Annotated in this window: 18 protein-coding genes and 2 tRNA genes; 3 read left to right on the top strand and 17 right to left on the bottom strand. The window is 72.7% G+C overall.

Annotated elements, in window-relative coordinates; all coding sequences use genetic code 11:
• Nucleotides 1-26 precede the first annotated feature (26 nt).
• Nucleotides 27-293, top strand: coding sequence for a 30S ribosomal protein S20 (gene rpsT, locus AB0E07_RS15075; RefSeq protein ID WP_059191727.1), 267 nt, complete (start codon nt 27-29; stop codon nt 291-293).
• Between the two features lie 196 nt (nt 294-489).
• On the opposite strand, the gene AB0E07_RS15070 is transcribed toward rpsT, so the two are convergent.
• The 10 genes from AB0E07_RS15070 to leuS all read right to left on the bottom strand — a co-directional run bounded on the left by AB0E07_RS15070 (nt 490) and on the right by leuS (nt 13275).
• A complete protein-coding gene (locus AB0E07_RS15070) occupies nt 490-885 on the bottom strand; it encodes a nuclear transport factor 2 family protein (protein WP_362250667.1) in 396 nt (131 codons plus the stop codon).
• 68 nt (nt 886-953) lie between these two features.
• Nucleotides 954-1940: a DNA polymerase III subunit delta gene (gene holA, locus AB0E07_RS15065; protein ID WP_362250664.1), complete on the bottom strand. Its 987-nt coding sequence runs from the start codon at nt 1938-1940 to the stop codon at nt 954-956.
• A gap of 374 nt (nt 1941-2314) precedes the next feature.
• Nucleotides 2315-2560, bottom strand: a complete 246-nt coding sequence (locus AB0E07_RS15060; RefSeq protein WP_362250661.1) for a hypothetical protein — start codon at nt 2558-2560, stop codon at nt 2315-2317.
• Between the two features lie 72 nt (nt 2561-2632).
• Nucleotides 2633-3514: a YceI family protein gene (locus AB0E07_RS15055; protein WP_362250811.1), complete on the bottom strand. Its 882-nt coding sequence runs from the start codon at nt 3512-3514 to the stop codon at nt 2633-2635.
• Nucleotides 3515-3658: 144 nt separating this feature from the next.
• Nucleotides 3659-4492 (bottom strand): arylamine N-acetyltransferase, encoded by an 834-nt coding sequence (locus AB0E07_RS15050; protein ID WP_362250658.1) that lies wholly within the window; start codon nt 4490-4492, stop codon nt 3659-3661.
• A gap of 4 nt (nt 4493-4496) precedes the next feature.
• The gene (locus AB0E07_RS15045) at nt 4497-6920 is read right to left on the bottom strand and encodes a ComEC/Rec2 family competence protein (protein ID WP_362250809.1); all 2424 of its coding nucleotides are present in this window, start codon (nt 6918-6920) and stop codon (nt 4497-4499) included.
• 380 nt (nt 6921-7300) lie between these two features.
• Nucleotides 7301-8389 (bottom strand): ComEA family DNA-binding protein, encoded by a 1089-nt coding sequence (locus AB0E07_RS15040; protein WP_362250655.1) that lies wholly within the window; start codon nt 8387-8389, stop codon nt 7301-7303.
• Nucleotides 8390-8526: 137 nt separating this feature from the next.
• The gene (locus tag AB0E07_RS15035) at nt 8527-9372 is read right to left on the bottom strand and encodes a DegV family protein (RefSeq protein ID WP_362250652.1); all 846 of its coding nucleotides are present in this window, start codon (nt 9370-9372) and stop codon (nt 8527-8529) included.
• A 71-nt stretch (nt 9373-9443) separates the two neighbouring features.
• Nucleotides 9444-10190 (bottom strand): hypothetical protein, encoded by a 747-nt coding sequence (locus tag AB0E07_RS15030; protein ID WP_362250649.1) that lies wholly within the window; start codon nt 10188-10190, stop codon nt 9444-9446.
• A 211-nt stretch (nt 10191-10401) separates the two neighbouring features.
• Nucleotides 10402-13275: a leucine--tRNA ligase gene (gene leuS, locus AB0E07_RS15025; RefSeq protein ID WP_362250646.1), complete on the bottom strand. Its 2874-nt coding sequence runs from the start codon at nt 13273-13275 to the stop codon at nt 10402-10404.
• 567 nt (nt 13276-13842) lie between these two features.
• On the opposite strand from leuS, the gene AB0E07_RS15020 reads away from it, so the two are divergent.
• Both AB0E07_RS15020 and AB0E07_RS15015 read left to right on the top strand, forming a co-directional pair.
• Nucleotides 13843-15042 (top strand): cytochrome b/b6 domain-containing protein, encoded by a 1200-nt coding sequence (locus AB0E07_RS15020; protein WP_362250643.1) that lies wholly within the window; start codon nt 13843-13845, stop codon nt 15040-15042.
• Nucleotides 15039-16649 (top strand): NADH-ubiquinone oxidoreductase-F iron-sulfur binding region domain-containing protein, encoded by a 1611-nt coding sequence (locus tag AB0E07_RS15015; protein WP_362250639.1) that lies wholly within the window; start codon nt 15039-15041, stop codon nt 16647-16649. Before AB0E07_RS15020 ends, AB0E07_RS15015 begins: the two co-directional genes overlap by 4 nt.
• A gap of 115 nt (nt 16650-16764) precedes the next feature.
• Here the strand turns inward: AB0E07_RS15015 and AB0E07_RS15010 are convergent.
• The 7 genes from AB0E07_RS15010 to AB0E07_RS14980 all read right to left on the bottom strand — a co-directional run bounded on the left by AB0E07_RS15010 (nt 16765) and on the right by AB0E07_RS14980 (nt 20679).
• A tRNA-Ala gene (locus AB0E07_RS15010) sits at nt 16765-16837 on the bottom strand.
• Between the two features lie 166 nt (nt 16838-17003).
• Nucleotides 17004-17237, bottom strand: coding sequence for a hypothetical protein (locus tag AB0E07_RS15005; protein ID WP_003976229.1), 234 nt, complete (start codon nt 17235-17237; stop codon nt 17004-17006).
• Nucleotides 17238-17240: 3 nt separating this feature from the next.
• On the bottom strand, nt 17241-17414 hold the full coding sequence (locus tag AB0E07_RS15000; protein ID WP_362250636.1) for a hypothetical protein: 174 nt from the start codon (nt 17412-17414) through the stop codon (nt 17241-17243).
• Between the two features lie 224 nt (nt 17415-17638).
• A tRNA-Ala gene (locus AB0E07_RS14995) sits at nt 17639-17711 on the bottom strand.
• Nucleotides 17712-17829: 118 nt separating this feature from the next.
• Nucleotides 17830-18507 carry a histidine phosphatase family protein gene (locus AB0E07_RS14990; RefSeq protein ID WP_362250806.1) on the bottom strand — a complete coding sequence of 226 codons (678 nt, stop codon included), beginning with the start codon at nt 18505-18507 and terminating at the stop codon, nt 17830-17832.
• On the bottom strand, nt 18498-18944 hold the full coding sequence (gene rsfS / locus AB0E07_RS14985) for a ribosome silencing factor (protein ID WP_362250633.1): 447 nt from the start codon (nt 18942-18944) through the stop codon (nt 18498-18500). The genes AB0E07_RS14990 and rsfS overlap by 10 nt, the downstream gene beginning before the upstream one ends.
• A 103-nt stretch (nt 18945-19047) precedes the next feature.
• Nucleotides 19048-20679, bottom strand: coding sequence for a LytR C-terminal domain-containing protein (locus tag AB0E07_RS14980; protein WP_362250631.1), 1632 nt, complete (start codon nt 20677-20679; stop codon nt 19048-19050).
• Nucleotides 20680-20688: the final 9 nt, after the last annotated feature.

Below are 20688 nucleotides of genomic sequence, written 5' to 3'. Positions count from 1 at the left end.
TGCCTGAACCTGAAAAGGCTCAATCAGTGGCGAACATCAAGTCCCAGATCAAGCGGATCAAGACCAACGAGAAGGCCCGGCTGCGCAACAAGGCCGTCAAGTCCTCCCTGAAGACCGCGATCCGCAAGGCCCGCGAGGCCGCTGCCGCGGGTGACGTCGAGAAGGCCACCGAGTACCAGCGCGCTGCCGCGCGTCAGCTCGACAAGGCCGTCTCCAAGGGCGTCATCCACAAGAACCAGGCCGCCAACAAGAAGTCGGCGCTTGCTTCGAAGGTCGCCGGCCTCAACGGCTGAACCTCTTATCTGGTCTGATCGCCGGCGGGACTGAGGGCGGGCCCTCTCTCATCCGCCCCCGGCCGGCACCCCGGATCCGCACGCGGCCTGCGTTCGCCACGCGGGTGCGGATCCATCTGCTTCGACCGAAGGCCCCGGCGCCTCGCCCTTCCCCAGGGCGGGCGGCGGGGCCTTCGGCATCCCGGCGTCCGTGTCGCTACGACCAGAACTCATCGGCCGCGTCGATGTCCGCCACGCATTCGTCCAGGTCGGTGGCCTTCTCCCCGACGATCCGGAAGACGATCGCGCCGTCCTCCTCGATGTGCCTGCCCTTGCGGTCCGCGGTGAAGCGGTGGACGGCGACGACATGGCCCCGGCCGTCGACCATCACGGAGCGCAGCTCGGCCCGCATGCTGCCGCCGGTCTCCTCCGCCATGCGCGCGTACATGTCGATGATCGCGTCCGCGCCCTTGTAGTCCCCGGACATCGGATGGCTGCCCGGTACGTGCTGCGTGCAGTCCGAGGCCATCAGACCGCGCAGGGCGTCCATGTCACCGCGCTCGAAGGCCTCGTAGCCCTTGCGGACGAGTTGCGCGTGGGGGTGTTCAGCCATGACGACCGCCACCTTTCGTGTTCCGGCGGATGAACGGCTGACACGACCGATTTTCCTCCCCCCGACGGCTACCGTCCTCTGGAACGGGCCGCCCGCGCGATGGCCACCACGGCCTTCTCCAGGGCGTACTCGGGGTCGTCCCCGCCGCCCTTGACCCCGGCGTCGGCCTCGGCGACGGCCCGCAGCGCCACGGCGACCCCGTCGGGCGTCCAGCCGCGCATCTGCTGACGCACCCGGTCGATCTTCCAGGGCGGCATGCCCAGTTCACGGGCGAGGTCGGCGGGCCGTCCGCCGCGGGCGGAGGAGAGCTTGCCGATGGCCCTGACACCCTGCGCGAGGGCGCTGGTGATCAGGACGGGGGCCACTCCGGTCGACAGCGACCAGCGCAGCGCCTCCAGCGCCTCCGCCGTACGGCCCTCGACCGCGCGGTCGGCGACGGTGAAGCTCGACGCCTCGGCCCGCCCGGTGTAGTACCGCCCGACCACGGCCTCGTCGATGGTCCCCTCGACATCGGCGACCAGCTGCGACACCGCGGAGGCCAGCTCCCGAAGATCGCTGCCGATGGCGTCCACGAGGGCCTGGCAGGCCTCGGGGGTGGCGGAGCGTCCGGTGGTCCGGAACTCCTGCCGCACGAAGGCCAGCCGGTCGGCGGGCTTGGTCATCTTCGGGCAGGCGACCTCGCGCGCCCCGGCCTTGCGGGCGGCGTCGAGCAGTCCCTTGCCCTTGGCTCCGCCCGCGTGCAGGAGCACCAGGGTGATCTCCTCGGCGGGCGCGCCGAGGTAGGACTTCACGTCCTTGACGGTGTCGGCGCCGAGGTCCTGCGCGTTGCGCACGACGACGACCTTGCGCTCGGAGAAGAGGGAGGGACTGGTCAGCTCGGCGAGCGTCCCCGGCTGGAGCTGGTCGGGGTTCAGGTCCCGCACGTCGGTGTCGGCGTCCGCCTGCCGGGCGGCGCGCACCACCTCCTGCACGGCCCGGTCCAGCAGCAGGTCCTCCTGGCCCACGGCGAGCGTCACGGGGGCGAGCGGGTCGTCTTCAGCAGTCTTCCTGGCCATCGCGACAAGGATGACACGGGGCACTGACAGGGAGGACCGGCGATGGGAGGGCGGCCGCTCCCCGGGCGGGGAGCACGTCGGGGCCGGGCGGCGCGTCGGGGCGCCGGAACGCCGGCTCCGGCGAACGGGGCGCCGGCGAACGAGGGGCCTCCGGGCGGGACCCGCCGGAGATCGAGGTGCCGCCGAGCGGGACGGCGACGGGGACCGGAGAGATCGAGGTGCCGCCGAGCGGGACGGCGACGGGGACCGGAGAGATCGAGGTGCCGCCGAGCGGGACGGCGACGGGGACCGGAGTGGTGGTGGAGGGGTGCCCGCGGGCGTTCCGTCGGCGGCCGGGGCTTCGGCGTCGTTCCGTCAGCGCGCCGGGGAGGTCTCTACGGCTCCTCGCGCCAGCCGTCCCACTCCCCCGCCAGCTCGTCCAGGGCGGCGGGGTCCAGGACGCCGCGCTCGTCGCGGAGCACCACCAGCCACTGCGCGTCCTCCGCGTCGTCCTCCCCGGCCAGTGCGTCCCGCAGGATGCGGGGCTCCTCGTCCACCCCGAACCGCTCGCCGAGCGCCTCCACGGCCTCCTCGGCCGCGTCACGGTCGGGCAGCACCAGCACATGTCTCACATCGCTCACGGAGTCATTCTCCAGCCCCGGCGGGACGCCCTCGGCCGGGCCCCCTCCGCCGGGCCGCCGGGACCTCCCGGATCACCCCTTGGGCACGATCTGCACGTCCAGCTCGACCGTGATGCTCGGCCCCACCACGGCGATGCCCCGGGCCAGCATCGTCTGCCAGCTCACGGTGAAGTCGTCCCGGTGCAGCTCGGTCCGCGCCCGGCAGGCCGCCCGCACCTCCCCCTCCATGCCGTTACCGAGGCCCAGGTACTCCGTGTCCAGCGTCACCGTCCGCGTCACCCCGTGCAGCGACAGCGCACCGGTCACCCCCCACCGGTTGCCGCCCCTGGGCACGAACCGCTCGCTGTAGAACTCCAGGGTCGGGAAGCGGGCCGCGTCCAGGAAGTCTCCCGAGCGCAGATGGTCGTCGCGCATCCGCACCCCGGTGTCGATGGAACTCGCGTCGATCACCACGTGCATCGCCGAGGCCTCGACCTCCTCGGCGATCCGCACCACACCCGCGAACGAGTTGAACCGCCCGTGGATCCGCGCCAGCCCGATGTGGCGCGCGGTGAACGCGATCGAGGAATGCGTCGGCTCGATCTCCCAGTCCCCGGGCGCCGGCAGCTCCGGCGGCTGCGCGGCCTGGAGCGTCACGTCCCCCATCGGGGCGAGCGTGTTCTCCGCCACCATCGCCGTCGCCCGGTACGGCGCGTACCCCTCGGCGGACACCGCGAGCCGGTACTCACCGGCCGGAACGGTCGCCATGAACGAACCGAAGGGATCCGCGCCCCCGCTCACCACCTTGCGCCCCATGGCGTCACTGACCGCGAACTCCGCGTGCCGCACCGGCTCGTTGACCGCGTCGAGCACCCGGCAGGTGAGAACCCCCGCACTGGGAGGAGTCGGCACCGCCGCCAGGGGACTCACCCGGTTCACCCGGTTCGTACGGTTTCCCAGCCAGCGGCCGATCATCTCCGACACCTCTGCACGACTCGACATCAATCCGTTATCGAAGACGTATTCGATCACTGTTGAGGCTTTCGAGGCAACACGGGCCCACATCGCGGGAATCCAGCACAAGTGCTGGAACTGCGCACAAGTCGCCGGTTACGCCCGCTATGCCACAGCCTTCCGCACCTCCGGCACCCGCTCCAGCTCGATACCGAACCGCTCCCGATACACCGTCAGCACCTCCTCGTCCGTGCCGAGTTCCCGCTCCTCCTTGGTCCCGTCGGCCGCCGTCGTCTTGAAGGTGCGCCCGCTGAGCGTGATCCGTCCCCCGTCCTCCGTCACCCGCGAGCACACGAGCGACCGCGTGAAGTGCGAGGCGGGCGAGGTGCTCTGCCACCAGGCACCGGCCACGAAGTCCCGCAGCACCCGGGGGCGGGTCTCCAGCCGGTACTCCGGCCTGCCGTTCATCTCGACGTCCAGGTCCGCCGCCTCCGGCACCTGGTGCCCGCCGCGCACCCCGGCCTCGTCCGGCCCCGCCTCCACGATCCGGAACACGCCCCCGGGATCCTCCTGGGCGCCCCGCGCCTCCAGCGCCAGCGGGAAGTGGCTGTGCGCCCCGAACCCGACGTCGGCCAGCCACTCGCCCCCGTCGACCGTCCGTACCCGCAGCGCCAGATGGTCGTACGGGATCCCCAGCCGCCCGTCACCGCCGTACACCCGGCCCGCCAGCAGAGCGACCTCGTACCCGAGCGCCCCGAGCAACGCCCCGAAGGCGCCGTTCAGTTCGTAGCAGAACCCTCCCCGGCGGGCGCCCACCACCTTGTCCAGCAGCCGCTTCTCCTCCAGCACGATCTCCTCGCCCAAGTGGATCGACAGGTTCTCGAAGGGCACGGTCTGCAGGTGGCGCACATGCAGTTCGCGCAGGACGTCCACGGTGGGCCACGCCGGACGGTCCACCCCGAGCCGGTTCAGATAGGCATCAACCTCAGCGGAATTCATGCCCTCAGTCTCCCGCCACTCGCAGGTCCCCGCCCTCCCCCAGGACGGCCAGCGCCCCGTCCCGGTCCGTCCGCAGCACCACCGCGCCACCGGCCCGCAGCGCCGCGACCGTGCCGGGGGCCGGGTGCCCATAGGGGTTGTCCTCCCCCGCGGAGATCAACGCCAGCCTCGGGGCCGCCCTGCGCATCAACTCCGGGTCCTGGTACGCCGAGCCGTGGTGGGCGACCTTCAGCACATCCACACCGTCCAGCAGGGCGCCCGCCGGTGAGGCCAGCAGCGCCCGCTGGGCCGGGGGTTCGAGATCCCCCAGCAGCAGCACCCGCACCCCGGCCACCTCGGCGAGCAGCGTGACGCTGGTGTCGTTGGGCTCCTCCGGGCGCGCCGCGGGACTCGCCGGCGGCCACAGCACCCGCCAGGACAGCGCCCCCGTACGCCGCCGCTCCCCCGCCGCGGCCCGCGTCACCGGCACCCCGCGCGCCGAGGCTGCCCTGCGGACGAACTCCGCCTGCTGCACGGGCTCCTCGTGACCGGTCGTCTGGATCGCCCCCACCTGCCGACCTCTGAGCACGCCCGGCAGGCCCGCCACATGGTCGGCGTGGAAGTGGGTCAGGACGACCAGCGGGACGCGGGTGACGCCGAGGGAGCGCAGGCAGTGGTCGACGAGCTCCGGGTCGGGCCCGGCGTCCACCACCACACCGGTGCCCGCGCCCGCCGCGAGCACCACCGCGTCGCCCTGGCCCACGTCGCACATCACCAGCCGCCAGCCCGGCGGCGGCCAGCCGCCGATCACCCGCACCAGGGGCGGCGGCTGCACCACGAACAGCACCAGCAGCACCGCCCCGACCGCGCACCACCAGGGGTGCCGCACCAGCCGCCGTCCCGCCGCGAGCCCTGCCACCGTGACGAGCAGCAGCAGTCCCGCGCCGGCCCAGCCGCCCGGCCAGTCGATGCCCGCGCCGGGCAGCGCGGCCCCGGTCCGGGCGATGTCCGCGATCCAACCGGCGGGCCAACTCGCTCCCCAGGCGAGCGCCTTGGCCACCGGTATCGCCACCGGTGCCGCCGCCAGCGCCGCGAACCCGAGGACCGTGGCGGGCGCGAGCGCGCACTCCGCCAGCAGATTGCACGGCACCGCCACCAGGCTCACCCGCGCCGACAGCACCACCACGACCGGCGCGCACACCGCCTGGGCGGCCGCGGCGGCCGCCAGCGCCTCGGCCGTCCTCGGCCCCACCCCGCGCCGCCGCAACGCGGCGCTCCAGCGCGGGGCGAGCACCAGCAGGGCGCCCGTGGCGAGGACCGACAGCAGGAATCCGTAGCTGCGGGCCAGCTCCGGGGCGAACAGCACCAGCAGCAGCACCGCGGCGGCCAGCGCGGGCAGCAGGGACCGGCGCCGCCCGGTCGCCAGGGCGAGCAGGACCACGGCTCCGCAGGCCGCGGCGCGCAGCACACTCGGGTCCGGTCTGCACACGACGACGAAGGCGAGCGTGAGCGCGCCGCCGCACAGCGCGGTGGTGCGCAGGGAGAGCCCCAGCCGGGGTGCCAGACCCCGGCGTTCGGCGAGGTGGGCCGTGCCCGGCGGGCCGATGAGCAGCACCAGGATGATGGTCAGGTTCGATCCGGAGACGGCGAGGGTGTGCGCGAGGTCGGTCTCCTTGAACGCCTCGTCCAGGTCCGGGGTGATCCGCGAGGTGTCCCCGACGACCAGCCCCGGCAGCAGCGCCCGTGCGTCCGCCGGCAGCCCGTCGGTGGCCTCCCGCAGCCCGGCCCGCAGCCGCCCGGCGACCCGCTGCGCCGCCGACGGCGGCGCCACGACCTCCGGCGCCCCTTCGCCCCGCACCCGCAGCACGGCGGCGATGCGGTCGCCGTCGGCCATCGGGGGCGCCGCACGGGCGGTCACCCGGAGCCGGGTGGACGGCAGCAACCCGAGCCAGGGGGATCCCGCGGACGCCCGCACCACCATCAGCACCGGCGTCCGGGTCACCACGGCCGCTCTCCCGCCCGCCTCGACCCGGCGCACCTCGGCGTCGACCAGGACGGCGGGCGGGGCGAGGCGGTCCCCGCTGATCCGGGGCCGGGTGAGCCGCGGGTCGGACGTCAGCCGGACCTCCGCGGTCACGGTGGCGTACTGGCGGGCCAGCTCGGGCACCGGTCCACGCCGCAGGTCGGCGCCGTGCAGCCCGGCCGAGAGGGCGGCCCCGGCCACGCAGAGCAGTACGGCAGCGACCGCCGTCCGGGGCCGCGTCCGCAGCAGGACGAGCGCGAGGACCAGGGCCACCACCACGACACCGGCCCACCAGCCGGCCGGCGCGCCCGGCAGCAGTGCGGCCGTCACCCACGCGGCGAGCGCGGGCGGCACCAGACGCAGGTCCACCGGTCCGTCCAGACGCGGATGGGAGGCCCCGAGCCGCTTCCCGGACGCGGCGTGCACCTCGGGCCGAGGGGGAGCGGCGTGCGCCTCCGGCTCACCCGAGGCGACGCGCACCCGAAGCCCACCCGGAGCAACTCGCATCCCCGGCCCACCCGGAGCAACTCGCATCCCCGGCCCTCCCGGGGTGCCCCGCGCCCGAGCCCCACCCGAAGCAGCGTCCGCCGCCGCCCAGCCCGGAGCAGCACCCGCCCCCGGCCCGCCCGGAGCGACACGCGACCCCGGCCCGCCCGAAGCGACACCCGCCCCCGGCCCGCCCGAAGCGGCGTGCGACCCTGGCCCGCCCAGGGCGACGCCCGGCCGAGACCCACCCGCAGCGACGCGCACCCCCGGCCCGCTCGAAGCAGCGTCCGCCCCCGCCCCACCCGGAGTGAGCCCGCCGCTCATGGCCGGACCAGGGTGCGCAACTCGGCGTAGCGTCGCTCGCCGATGCCGTTCACCTCACGGAGTTGCTCCACCGAGCGGAAGCCGCCACTGCGGGTGCGGTGGTCGATGATGTGCTGGGCCAGCACCGGACCCACACCCGGCAACGTGTCGAGCTGCTCGGCCGTGGCCGTGTTCAGGGAGACCGGCGCGGCGGGACCCGCCCCGGGGAAACCCGGTGGCACGGACGTGCCCGGTGGCCCGGCGGCGCCCTGCGCCGCTGCCGACGCCCCCACGAGCACCTGCTCGCCGTCGACGAGGAAGCGGGCCCGGTTGAGCCCGTCCGTGCTGGTGCCGGGGCGCACCCCGCCCGCCGCGCGGAGCGCGTCCTCGACCCGGGAGCCCGCGGGCAGCCGGTGGACACCGGGCTCCCGCACCTTGCCGCCGACATCCACCACGATCTCGGCACCGGCACCGGCGACAACCGCACCACCGGCACCGGCTACACCCGCCCCGCCGGCCTCCCCGGTCCCGTCCGTGAGAGCCCCCGCTCCCGCTCCCGCCTCCCCGTTCTCGGGCAGGACGGCGGTCCCCTCCGCCAACAGCTCCCCCGCCCGCACCACTTCGGGCGCCCGCACCTCCTGAGTACGCCCGCTCCAGAAGTGCTGTGCGGCGAAGCCCGCGGCCGCGACGAGCAGCACCGAGAGCGCGGCGACGCTCCGCCGCTCCAGCCCGCACCGGGTCTGCACCCACAACGGAAGCCGCTCACGCAGCGCTAGCCCCAGTCTCCCGCGCGGGCCGCTCGCCGGACCGTCGATGGGCGGGTCCTCCTCCGGGCCGACAGGAGACACCGCGGGAGCCCGCTCGGTGGGGCCCGGATCTCCGTACCGATCCTCCAGAGGCGGACCCTTGCCCGACTCCCCCTCCGTCTGGGCCCGTTCACCAAAGATCGCCTCCGCGCGCCGGCGCAGTTCGCCGTCCGGGGCCCGGCGCCGCCCCGGTCGGCCGCCGGGGCGGGAACGGCGGTGCCGGGTGCGGACGTCGGAGCGGGGGCCGCGGCCCGGCCCACTGGTCGCGGCAACGGAACGTGTGCGTGATCGAAGTGCCATATGCCGAGGATGGAACACTCCACCCATCGGCGATGATCTTGGTCAATTCCCGTGGACGCCCCACCGGTTGTGGACAACTCGGTCACCCGCACGAGTGGAGGACTCGGACGAACCACCCTTGTCACAAAAGGCCCCCCTCACCGGGGCGAGACCACGACCCCCAGCAATCCGGGCCCGGTGTGCGCGCCGATCACCGCGCCCACCTCGCTGACATGCAGGTCGGCCAGCCCCCGCACCCGCGTGCGCAGCCGGTCGGCCAGTGCCGACGCCCGGTCCGGGGCGGCCAGATGGTGCACCGCGATGTCGACCTGGGCGCCGCCCGCCCGGTCCGCGGCGATCTCCTCCAGCCGGGCGATGGCCTTGGACGCCGTGCGCACCTTCTCCAGCGGCTCGATCCGGCCGCCGTTGAGCTGGAGCAGCGGCTTCACCGCGAGCGCCGAGCCGAGCAGCGCCTGGGCCGCGCCGATCCGCCCGCCGCGGCGGAGGTAGTCGAGGGTGTCGACGTAGAAGTAGGCGGAGGTGCCGGCGGCCCGCTTCTCGGCTGCCGTGACGGCCTCGTCCACCGTGCCGCCCGACTCCGCCACCTCGGCGGCGGCCAGCGCGCAGAAGCCGAGCGCCATCGCGATCATCCCGGTGTCCACCACCCGCACCGGTACGGGCGCCTCCCGGGCGGCGAGCACCGCGGCGTCGTAGGTGCCGGACAGCTCCGCGGACAGGTGCAGCGAGACGATGCCGGAGGCGCCGGTTTCGGCCACCCTGCGGTAGGTCTCGGCGAACAGCTCGGGGCTGGGGCGCGAGGTGGTCACGGGGCGCCGCTTCTGAAGGGCCTGGGCCAGCGAGCGGGTCGAGATCTCGGTGCCCTCCTCCAGCGCCTCGTCGCCGAGGACCACGGTCAGGGGCACCGCGGTGATGCCGTGGCGCTCCATCGTCCGCGGCGGCAGGTAGGCCGTTGAATCGGTGACGATCGCGACATGGCGGGACATGAGCTGGAGGTTACCTGGCGTAGCGCCCTGGCGGCAGCCCGGCCCCTCTCACCTGGGCGGCCGTGGCCGGATCAAGTCGTGCTCTCGGGGCGGGGCTTCTTCTGCCAGGGGTAGGCCGGGCGCGGGTCGGGCGGGGTGATGGCCGGCTGGGTCGGTGCCTCGGCGGTCCGCCGCCGCGGCTCGTCGGGCCAGGTCTGGCGCGCGGTCGGCGCTTCGGCGGGCGGCGCCTCGGGCCACGGCGGAGGGGGCGTGGTGGCGGAGGCGGGCGGCTCCTCGGTCGTCCAGTGCCGCAGGGCGCCCGCCTCGACGTCGATCTGCGCGCTGAGCGAGTCGAGGTCGTCGTCCGCGAAGCGGCGGGCCCGGTCGCGGGCGGCCCAGCGCAGGGAGTCCGCGGAGGCGACGATCCGCTCGGTGCGCTCCCGCAGGCCGGGCAGTCGCTCGGTGAGGGTCGCCCGGTCCGGTTCGCTCTCCAGGCGGCGCATCTCGCCGTCCAGTTCGTGTCCGTGCGCGCTCAGCCGCTGGAAGAGGCCGAGGGACTCCTTCAGCGACTCGTCCTCGGCCGCGCCCGCGTGCAGCGCGTCCTGGGTGGCCCGCATCGAGGTGCGCAGCTTCAGCCGCAGCTGGGCCAGCTCGCCCGCCGGGCCGAGCTGGGCGAGGGACTTGGCGCGCAGGGTGTGGTCCTCGACCGTGCGGCGGGCCTGGGTGATCGTACGGTCCACACCGCGCTTGGCGGCGCCCACCGCCTTCACGGTGACGTACGCCCCGGCCGCCACGAAGAGCACGAAGAGCAGGGCGACGACGGCGATCACTGCTTCCACGAAGCTCCTCCTCGGACCCGGCGCGGCACACACCGCGCCGCTCTTCCAAGGTAAACGCTGCAAGCAGGCCCGGAGTTCCGACGGAACCCCGAACCTGCCCGTAGGGGACGCCCCGGAGACACCTCCCCGAGGAAGCCCCGGGCCGCACCCCGCCGACGCCCCCGCTACCGCCCCGGGCCACACCCCGCCGACGCCCCCGCTACCGCCCCGGCTACGCCGTAACGATGTTCACCAGCTTCGGCGCCCGCACGATCACCTTGCGGATGCCCGCGCCGTCCAGCGCCGCCACGACCTTGTCGTCGGCCAGCGCCACCTTCTCCAGCTCCTCCTCGGAGATGGCCGGCGGCACCTCCAGCCGGGCCCTGACCTTGCCCTTGATCTGCACCACGCAGGTCACCGTCTCGTCCACGACGTACGCCGGGTCGGCGACCGGGAAGTCCCGGTGGACCACCGAGTCCTGGTGGCCCAGCCTGCGCCACAGCTCCTCGGCGATGTGCGGGGCCAGCGGGGCAACCAGCAGCACCAGCGCCTCGGCGACCGGACGCGACACCGCGCCGCCCGCCTTGGTCAGGTGGTTGTTCAGCTCGGTGACCTTGGCGATGGCGGTGTTGAAGCGCATGCCCTCCAGGTCGCCGCGGACCCCGTCGATCGCCTTGTGCAGCGCACGCAGCGTGTCCTCGTCGGGCTCGGCGTCGACGACCGTGGCCTCACCGGTGGCCTCGTCGACGACGTTGCGCCACAGCCGCTGCAGCAGCCGGAACTGGCCCACCACCGCGCGCGTGTCCCACGGCCGCGAGACGTCCAGCGGGCCCATGGCCATCTCGTACAGGCGCAGGGTGTCCGCGCCGTACTCGGCGCAGATCTCGTCCGGAGTGACCGCGTTCTTCAGGGACTTGCCCATCTTGCCCAGCAGCCGGGAGACCTGCTCGCCCGCGTAGTAGTAGCCGCCGTCGCGCTCCTCCACCTCGGCGGCCGGCACGGCGATGCCGCGGCTGTCGCGGTACACGTAGGCCTGGATCATGCCCTGGTTGAACAGCTTGTGGAACGGCTCCGCGGAGGAGACGTGCCCCAGGTCGAACAGGACCTTGGACCAGAAACGCGCGTACAGCAGGTGCAGCACCGCGTGCTCGGCGCCGCCGACGTACAGGTCGACACCGCCGTGCGGCTGCCCCTCGCGCGGGCCCATCCAGTACCGCTCGATCTCCGGGTCGACCAGCTGCTCGGAGTTGTGCGGGTCCAGGTAGCGCAGCTCGTACCAGCAGGAACCGGCCCAGTTGGGCATGGTGTTGGTCTCGCGGCGGTACTTCTTCGGGCCGTCGCCCAGGTCCAGCGTGACGTTGACCCAGTCCTCGTTGCGGGACAGCGGCGTCTCCGGCTGGGTGTCGGCGTCGTCCGGGTCGAAGGTGCGCGGCGAGTAGTCCTCGACCTCGGGCAGCTCCAGCGGCAGCATCGACTCCGGCAGCGCGTGCGCGACGCCGTCCTCGTCGTAGACGATCGGGAAGGGCTCGCCCCAGTAGCGCTGGCGGCTGAACAGCCAGTCGCGCAGCCGGAAGTTGACGGTGCCGCGGCCGTGGCCGGTGCGCTCCAGCCACTCGGTGATGCGGGCCTTGGCCTCGACGACCGGCAGGCCGTCCAGGGAGACGCCGTCACCGGCGGAGTTGATGATCTTCGCGTCGTAGGACGCGAAGGCGTCCTCCCACGTCGAGGTGTCGGTGCCGCGCCCGTCGGTCGGCTCGACGATGCAGGTGATCGGCAGCTCGAAGGCGCGCGCGAACTCGAAGTCGCGCTGGTCGCCCGCCGGGACGGCCATGATCGCGCCGGTGCCGTATCCCATCAGCACGTAGTCGGCGATGAAGACCGGCACCCGCTCGCCGTTGACCGGGTTGGTGGCGTACGCGCCGATGAAGACGCCGGTCTTGTCCTTGGCCTCGGCCTGCCGCTCGACGTCGGACTTGGCGGCGGCCTGCGCGCGGTAGGCGGCGACGGCCTCGGCCGGGGTGGCGTGACCGCCGGTCCATACCTCGTGGGTGCCCTCGGGCCAGGCGTCCGGGGTGAACTTCTCCACCATCGGGTGCTCGGGCGCCAGCACCATGTAGGTCGCGCCGAACAGGGTGTCGGGGCGGGTGGTGAAGACGGTGATGTGCTCGCCGTCGATCGGGAAGTCGACGCGGGCGCCCTCGGAGCGGCCGATCCAGTTGCGCTGCTGCAGCTTGATGGCCTCGGGCCAGTCCAGCTCCTCCAGGTCGTCCAGCAGCCGGTCGGCGTAGGCCGTGATGCGCATGTTCCACTGGCGCAGCTTGGCCTTGAAGACGGGGTAGTTGCCGCGCTCGGAGCGGCCGTCGGCGGTGACCTCCTCGTTGGCCAGCACGGTGCCCAGGCCGGGGCACCAGTTCACCGGCGCCTCGGAGGCGTAGGCCAGGCGGTACTCGCTCAGCACGTCGGCGCGCTCGCCGGCGGTCAGCTCGTTCCAGGAACGGCCGCCGGGCACACCGCGCTCACCGCTCTCGAACTGGGCGACCAGTTCGGCGACCGGGCGGGCCTTCCCCGCCTCGTCGTCGTACCAGGAGTTGAAGATCTGCAGGAAGATCCACTGGGTCCACTTGTAGTACTCGGGGTCGATCGTGGCGAACGACCGGCGCTTGTCGTGGCCCAGGCCCAGCCGGCGCAGCTGGGCCTTCATGTTCTCGATGTTCGCCTCGGTGGACACGCGCGGGTGCGTGCCGGTCTGCACGGCGTACTGCTCGGCGGGCAGGCCGAAGGCGTCGAAGCCCAGGGTGTGCAGGACGTTGTGGCCGGTCATCCGCTGGAAGCGGGCGAAGACGTCGGTGGCGATGTAGCCCAGGGGGTGGCCGACGTGCAGGCCCGCGCCGGAGGGGTACGGGAACATGTCCATGATGAACTTCTTGGGCCTGTCCACCAGGGCGGGATCGCCCGCCAGGTCACCCGTTCCGGGGTTCGGCGCCGCGTAGGTGCCGTCGGCGTCCCAGACGTCCTGCCAGCGTGCCTCGATGTCCGCGGCCATGGCGGCCGTGTAGCGGTGCGGCGCGGCCACCTCGGCGGCGGCAGCGGGGTTCGTCTCGCTCATGATCCTCAAAGCTCCATCGATCGTCTCTGCCAGCGGCTGCGATTCCCGAGAAACGAAAAATCCCCTCGCACAGGAGGGGACGCCGCGCCGATGCCGGCCACTCTTCACGACGGTGGCCGGGATTGATCAGCGCGGCTCGCTAAGCAGAAGGCGTACGGCACGCATGGCGTCAGGGTACCGCAGCGCTTGAGCACGCTGCGACGCGCTTACGTATGACACCTCGGCGCGTGGCACCACGCGTCCCGGTCCCCCATGGAGCACTCCGGTTCACACCCGACAACACCTCGAGCAAGGCCGACACTTACTCGGCGTAACAACAGCTAGCAGGACATCGCACCCAGCGCACAGCCCTTTGATAACAACGCAATAACTCAAACCTCGTACCCCCCGGTAGGGCGCCGCCTAAAGTGCAGCAACGGGACCGCCTTCCCGAACGTTCGGAGTTGCCCCCATGAATCCTCCCCTTCACCGCAGCTCACCCCCCGGGCCGACCAGGTCGGCCCGGGGGGCCGCGAGGGCTGCCGCCCCGCAGTCCATACCCTCCGGCGTGACACCGGGGGGTACACGGTGACGACGGACAGCACGGCAGACGACACACTCCTGCACTTCCTCAACTTCGGCGCCGGCGTCCTGTCCCTCGTCTGCCTCACCTGCTCGGTGATCTGGGGGCTGGTGGCCCAGGACCGGATGATCCTCGTCACCCGCCAGCGGCTGGCCGCCCAGGGCGTGCACCGGGTGCTGGCGATTGCCTCCATCGCCTTCCTCGTCGTCCACATCGTGACCAAGCTGGCGCTGGAGCACACCATCTGGATCGCCGCGGTGATCCCCTTCGGGCTCCTCCTCGCGGGCGGCGACCAGGTCACCGGGAACGCCTTCCTGATCGGCCTCGGCACCCTGGCGGCCATGCTCATGATCTTCGTGGGGGTGACCGGCGCGCTGCGCAACCGCTTCGCGTCCCCGGCTCCCGTGGCGGCGCGCTGGCGCGCCATGCACATGCTGGCCTACCCGGCCTGGTGCGCGGCGCTGGTGCACGGTCTGCTGGCGGGCCGCTCCGCCAAGCCGATCTTCGTCATCATGTACTGCCTGTGCCTGGTCGGCGTCGGCGCCGCCCTGGCCCTGCGGGCGGCTCCCCGCCCGGTGAAGCGCAGGATCGCGGACCGCATAGCGACCCTCCTCGGGACCTCCGGGGAGCGCTCGGCCCGCGAGGAGCTGGACGCCAGCCGCGCCCGGATGAACGAGAGCACCGGCTCACTGCCCGGCTACGAGCCCCAGCGCGGCCCGCGCCGCGCCGAACCGCCGGCCGCCGAACCGGCGAACGGCTTCGCCGCCGCGTACCGCGCCGTCAACACACCTCCGCGCCCCCAGCAGTCCTTCGCCGAGCAGTCCTTCACCGACGACCGGACCGCGCGGATGGACCTGCCGCTGGACATGCAGCCCACCGAGGCGATGCCACGCATGGACAGTGGCGGCAGCACCTCCGGAAGCTGGCCGATCCCGATGCCCCCGCCCGTCGGCGAGGCGCCCCCGTCGGCCTACGACCCCCTCACCGACACCGGATACAACATCCCGACCTACGGCAATTCGGGCACCGGCGGGTACGGCGGGAGTGATGTGTACGACACCGGTGAGTCGAATCCGCTCTACGGCACGTACAACCCCAACGACACGTACAACAGCGGTCCCGCCAATGAACCACCCCCCGGTGAGTCCTTCGACGCACCGGGTTCGGGCGAACCTTGGAACATGCCTTCCGGAGGCTATAGGTGAACGAGGCCCTGCCCGACGTACCCGAAGTCCGCGTGGTCGGCCTTCCCCAGCTCACGTCGGGCTTCGACCTTGTCGAACGACTCGATCTGCCCATGCACCTGAAGGTGCACGGGCCGCTCGAACCGATGGGCGGCGAGCAGCTCGCGCAGCTCGCCGAACGCATCAGCCTGAAGGGCCGCGGCGGCGCGGGCTTCCCCTTCCACAAGAAGCTGCGCTCGGTCGCCGAATCGGCGATCAAGCGCGGTGTCCGGCCGGTCGTCGTCGTCAACGGAAGCGAGGACGAACCGGCCTGCCGCAAGGACACGGTGCTCATCAACCGTGCCCCGCATCTCATCCTGGACGGCGCGCTGCTGTGCGCCGAGGCCCTCGGTGCCCGCACGCTCGTGGTGGGGGTCACCAGGGAGTCGACGCAGCGCTCCATGGAGGCCGCGCTCGCCGAGCGCGGCCTGAGCAACGGCCGCCGCTCGGCGCTGCGCGCCCGCGTGCAGCGCAATCCCGTACGCATGGTGACCGGCGCGGCGGCCTCGCTGATCCGGTCCATCGACGGCGGCCCGGCGATCCCGCCCGGCCGCAAGATCAGCGCCTCGAAGAGCGGCGTGGGCGGCGCGCCGACCCTGCTGTCGAACGCCGAGACCTTCGCCCAGCTCGCCATCGCCGCCCGCATCGGCCCGGAGCGCTACGGCAACACCGGCCTCTACGACGAGCCCGGCACCGTGATGCTCACCGTCTCCGGCGCGGTGGCCCGCCCGATGGTCATCGAGGTGCCCACGGGCGTCCCGCTGCGCTACGTCCTGCAACTGGCCGGCGCGCCGCCGGTCCCGCAGGGCGTGCTGACCGGCGGCTACCACGGCAAGTGGATCGACGCGGCGACCGTCAACGAGGCGGTCGTCTCGCGCAACTCGCTGGACGCGGTGGGCGGTTCACTGGGCGCGGGCGCGATTCTGCCGATCACCCAGAACACCTGTCCGCTGGGTGAGTCGCTGCGGGTGGCGCAGTGGCTGGCCGAGGAGAGCGCGGGCCAGTGCGGCCCCTGCTACCTCGGCCTGCCGGCCGCGGCGCGCGGCCTGGAGGACATCCTCAACGGCGGCGGACCCGCCGCCCTGGAGGCGGTGAAGCAGGTCGCGAAGAACGTCAAGCGGCGCGGCGCCTGTTCGCACCCGGACGGCTCGGCGATGTTCCTCGAATCGACCATCAAGGCGTTCACCGACGACCTGGCCGCCCATGTCCTCGGCAACGGCTGCGGACGGCCCGTGGAGGGCGTTCTGCCGCTCTTCGAGGGGGGCAGGGCGCCGACCGGCATCCCCGGCGGCGGCGAGTCGGAGGAGAACGGCCCCAGCCGCCAGAAGATCTACGTCGACTGGACGCTGTGCCGCGGCCACGGCCTGTGCGCGGACATCCTTCCGGAGGTCTTCGAGCTCGGCGCCGACGGCTTCCCCACCGTCGCGCAGGCCCAAGTGCCGCGCTACGCGGAGGCGAAGGCGCTCCGCGCGGTCCGCCGCTGCCCCGCGCTCGCCCTGCGCCTGGAGGACCAGACGGAGCGCGCCCCGGCCCGCAACAACCTGCCGGTGCTCTCCCAGGGCCGCAGCCGCCGCGCCCTGGGCCGCTGAGGCGGCGACCCCGCACCACAGGGCCGTCCGGAACCCCGGGCGGCCCTGGGACGTCGTAGGCACCGCACACGCAAAAGATCCCGCCGGGTCGTCATGACCCGGCGGGATCTCACTGTGGAGCTAAGGAGAATTGAACTCCTGACCTCCTGCATGCCATGCAGGCGCTCTACCAACTGAGCTATAGCCCCTTGCTTTGGTCCGCCCGGTTTCCCCGGCGGCGACGCCAACATTACCGGTCGACCCCGCGCACCACCAAATCGTTTCCACCGGAGAGAATTTCGGCATGAAATGTCGGATTCGGCGCGGTGGCACGACGAGGCCGCAACGGGTGCCGTGACGGGCCCGCGACGAACGTCAGGCCGTGACGAAGGAGTAGAAGCGCTTGAGCGTGCAGTGCTCTTCGAGCAGCCGGCCGTAGATCGGTTCGCCCTCGAGTTCGCGGTACGTCTCGATGGGGTCGCCTTTTATGATCAGCGCCCGTGCGCATTCCTCGCACCAGTACTGATAGTCCGGATTGACCGGTTCCATGTCGCGGACGATCGGCGTGCCGCTGCCGCACCAATCACACTTCCGCCTGTGCGCACCCATCGATCAGCTCCAGCTGTGGCCGCAGGCCGTGCACACGTAGGAGATGCCACCGTTGTCACCGAGGACCTGGGCGACATGGACGGAGCCGCAGGAAGGGCAGCTGAGGCGGGTGACCGTGTCCCGTGTCCGGCTTGCGTCGGAGAGGTGGCCGACCTCTCCGAGGATGCTCGCAGGCATCACTGCTCCCTCCCGTCGGGCCGCGCCCCCTTCCGGCCGTTTGATTCTGCCACGGCCGGGCCAATACGGTCAGCGACGCCTCAGTACCAGTCGGGACACAGCGCGCCTCCACAGAGGTATACGCCTCCCGGGTCCCAAGTGACTCAAGGCCCTTCGGCATCAGTGTGCACGAAAAATCCCACCCCCCGGAGGGGATGGGATCCTGATCGTCGAAAGTCGATCTGTGGAGCTAAGGAGAATTGAACTCCTGACCTCCTGCATGCCATGCAGGCGCTCTACCAACTGAGCTATAGCCCCTTGTCCCACGCGACCTGAGTCACATGGTGTTTCGCCCCGCTCGGCGGGGCGAACAAGAAGAACTTTAGCCTGCGACCTGCCGGAAAGTGAAATCCGGGCTCCGGACGCTCCCGGACGGTCAGTCGTCGTCGCCGAGCACCGGCTCCGGCAGGGTGCCGGCGTTGTGCTCCAGCAGCCGCCAGCCGCGGGCGCCCTCGCCGAGGACGGACCAGCAGCAGTTGGAGAGGCCGCCGAGGCTCTCCCAGTGGTCCGGCTCCAGACCGAGCAGCCGGCCGATGGTGGTGCGGATCGTGCCGCCGTGGCTGACCACCACGAGGGTGCCGTCGTCGGGCAGCTTCTCCGCGTGCCCGAGGACCACCGGGGCGGCCCGGTCGGCGACCTCGGTCTCCAGCTCGCCACCGCCGCGGCGGACCGGCTCACCGCGCTTCCACGCGGCGTACTCCTCGCCGTGGCGGGCGATGATCTCGTCATGCGTGAGCCCCTGCCACACGCCCGCGTAGGTCTCCCGCAGCCCCCCGTCGTGCGCGACGTCCAGACCGGTCAGCGCGGCCAGCTCGGCGGCCGTGTGGGCGGCCCGCCGGAGGTCGGAGGCGACGATGGCGTCGGGCCCCAGCGAGGCGAGCAGCCGGGCGGCGCGACGGGCCTGCGCGACGCCGGTCTCGGTGAGGGCGACGTCGGTGGTGCCCTGGAAGCGGCGCTCGACGTTCCAGGAGGTCTGGCCGTGGCGCCACAGGATCACCCGGCGGCCGCGGCCGGGACGGCCGGCCGCGGGCCCGCCGGCGGCGCTCACCGCCAGTCCCCGCTCGGCTCGGCCGCGTCCTCGGCCGCCTGGAGCTTGGCGTGCTCCTCGGCCTTGCCGCGGGTGGCCTTGGCGTCCTCGGGCAGCTCCAGCTCGGGGCAGTCCTTCCACAGCCGCTCCAGGGCGTAGAAGACCCGCTCCTCGCTGTGCTGGACGTGGACGACGATGTCGACGTAGTCGAGCAGGACCCAGCGGGCCTCGCGGTCGCCCTCGCGGCGGACCGGCTTGGCGCCGAGCTCCTTGTTCAGCCGCTCCTCGATCTCGTCGACGATCGACTTGACCTGGCGGTCGTTGGGCGCGGAGGCCAGCAGGAAGGCGTCGGTGATCGACAGCACGTCGCTGACGTCGTAGGCGATGATGTCGTGCGCGAGCTTGTCGGCCGCCGCCTGTGCGGCGGTGGTGATGAGCTCGATGGAACGGTCAGTGGCGGTCACTACAAGGCTTTCCGTCGGCGGTCACTAGGACTCAAGGGTCTCACGACCGCCGACGGCACCCCACGTGATTGTTCCCGCCCCGGGCCCGGGCCCCGGCCCGGGACTACGGCGTGTAGTCCTGGCCGAGGATCACCGAGACGTTCGCGTTCGAGGTGACCTTGCCCTTCGACACTGCGCCGGTGGGCAGGCCCAGGGTCTTGGCGACCTCGGTGGCGTCCGCCTTGTCCGCCGCGTCCGTGTAGACGACCTTCGAGGCGGCCTGGGCCGCGCCGGCCGTGCCGCCGTCCAGGAAGGTGAAGCCGCCGTTGAGCAGCACCACCCGGGCCTTCTCCGTGTTGTCCTTCACACCGGTGGCGTTCTGCAGCGAGACCCGCACGGCCGCGTCCTGGTCGGGGCTCTTCGCGGTGCCGCCGAGGACGTCCTTGACCACGCTGGCGCTGGTCTCGGCGCTCAGTGTGCCGTCGCCCTGCACCGGCAGCAGCGCCGTCTTGTGGTCCCCGCCCTTGGCGAGGTCGGCCAGCTCGGCGAGGAAGGTGCCGAGGTCCTTGTCGGTCATCGACGGGTCGAGGATCTGCTGGAGCGTCTGCACGGTGACCGTGGCGGCCTGCGCGTCGGAGGACAGCTTGCGCAGTACGCCCTGCATGACCTGGCCGAACCGCTCCAGCTGGGCGTTCTGGGCCTCGCCGGAGCCGCGGTAGGTGGCGTAGGCGACGGCCATCTTGCCGCTGAGGGTCTGGTCCTCGCCCTTGTTGACCAGCGGCGCCGCGCCCTTGGACTTGGCGGACGGGTCGGGCACGTCGGTGTCGGTGTCGACGTCGATGTTGCCGACGAGGTCGACGAGGTTCTGGAGGTAGGGCGTGTCCAGCCGCCAGGTGCCCTGGATCTCGGTGCCGAGGACGGTGTCCAGCGCCTCGCGGGTGCCGGCCGAGCCGTCGTCCTCGACGGACTTGGCGAGGGTGGTCGTGGTGCCGTCGTCGCCGGTCAGGGAGAGCGAGTTGGGCAGCAGGACGGTGGTGGCCTGCTGGGTGGTGGTGTTGTCGACGAGCAGGGCCGTCGCGGTGTCGCCGCTCTTGGTGTCGTGCAGGTGGACGACGACGACGTCCCGCTTCTGGGCGCCGACGGCGGTGGCCGTGCCGGTCTTCTCCTCGGCGGAGGAGAGCCCCGGCAGCTTCCCCGCGTACCAGAGGTAGCCGACGCCGCCGACGGCGCACAGGGCCAGTACGACGACCAGGGCGACGATCCGGCTGCGGGCCCGGCGCCGGGCCTCCTCGCGGCGCTCGGTGCGGTTCTCGGTGAACGCCAGCCAGTCGATGACGTCCTCGGAGTCGCCGTCCGGCTCCTCCACGAAGGCGAACTGCTCGGTGCGGTAGTCCCGTTCCTCCGCCCGCGGCGGCGCCTGCGGCTCCTCGGCGGGCCCGGCCTGCTGCGGGATGTAGGCGGTCTGCTCGGCGACCCGCGGCTGCTGCCCGCTGGTGGCGGCCGTGCCGTAGGGGTCGTGGGCGGGGGCGGTGCCGCCCGTGCCGTAGGGGTCGTAGCCGTCGTACGGCGGGACCGGCTGCTGCTGCCCGGTCGCGTACGGGTCGTAGCCGTACCCCTGCTGTGCGTAAGGGTCGTAGGGCTGCTGAGGGGGCTGCTGCGGCGGGACCTGTCGGTAGACCGGCTGCCCGTACTCGTCGTAGCCGACGAGTTCCCACTGCTGGTCGGACCCGTACCCCGCGTCGTATCGGTCGTTCACCGGTGCCCC

The organism is Streptomyces sp. NPDC048002, assembly GCF_040653275.1.
In the GTDB taxonomy this organism is placed as follows: Bacteria; Actinomycetota; Actinomycetes; order Streptomycetales; family Streptomycetaceae; genus Streptomyces.
The sequence above is the reverse complement of the archived record's forward strand: the minus strand, read 5'-3'. Positions and strand labels throughout refer to the sequence as shown.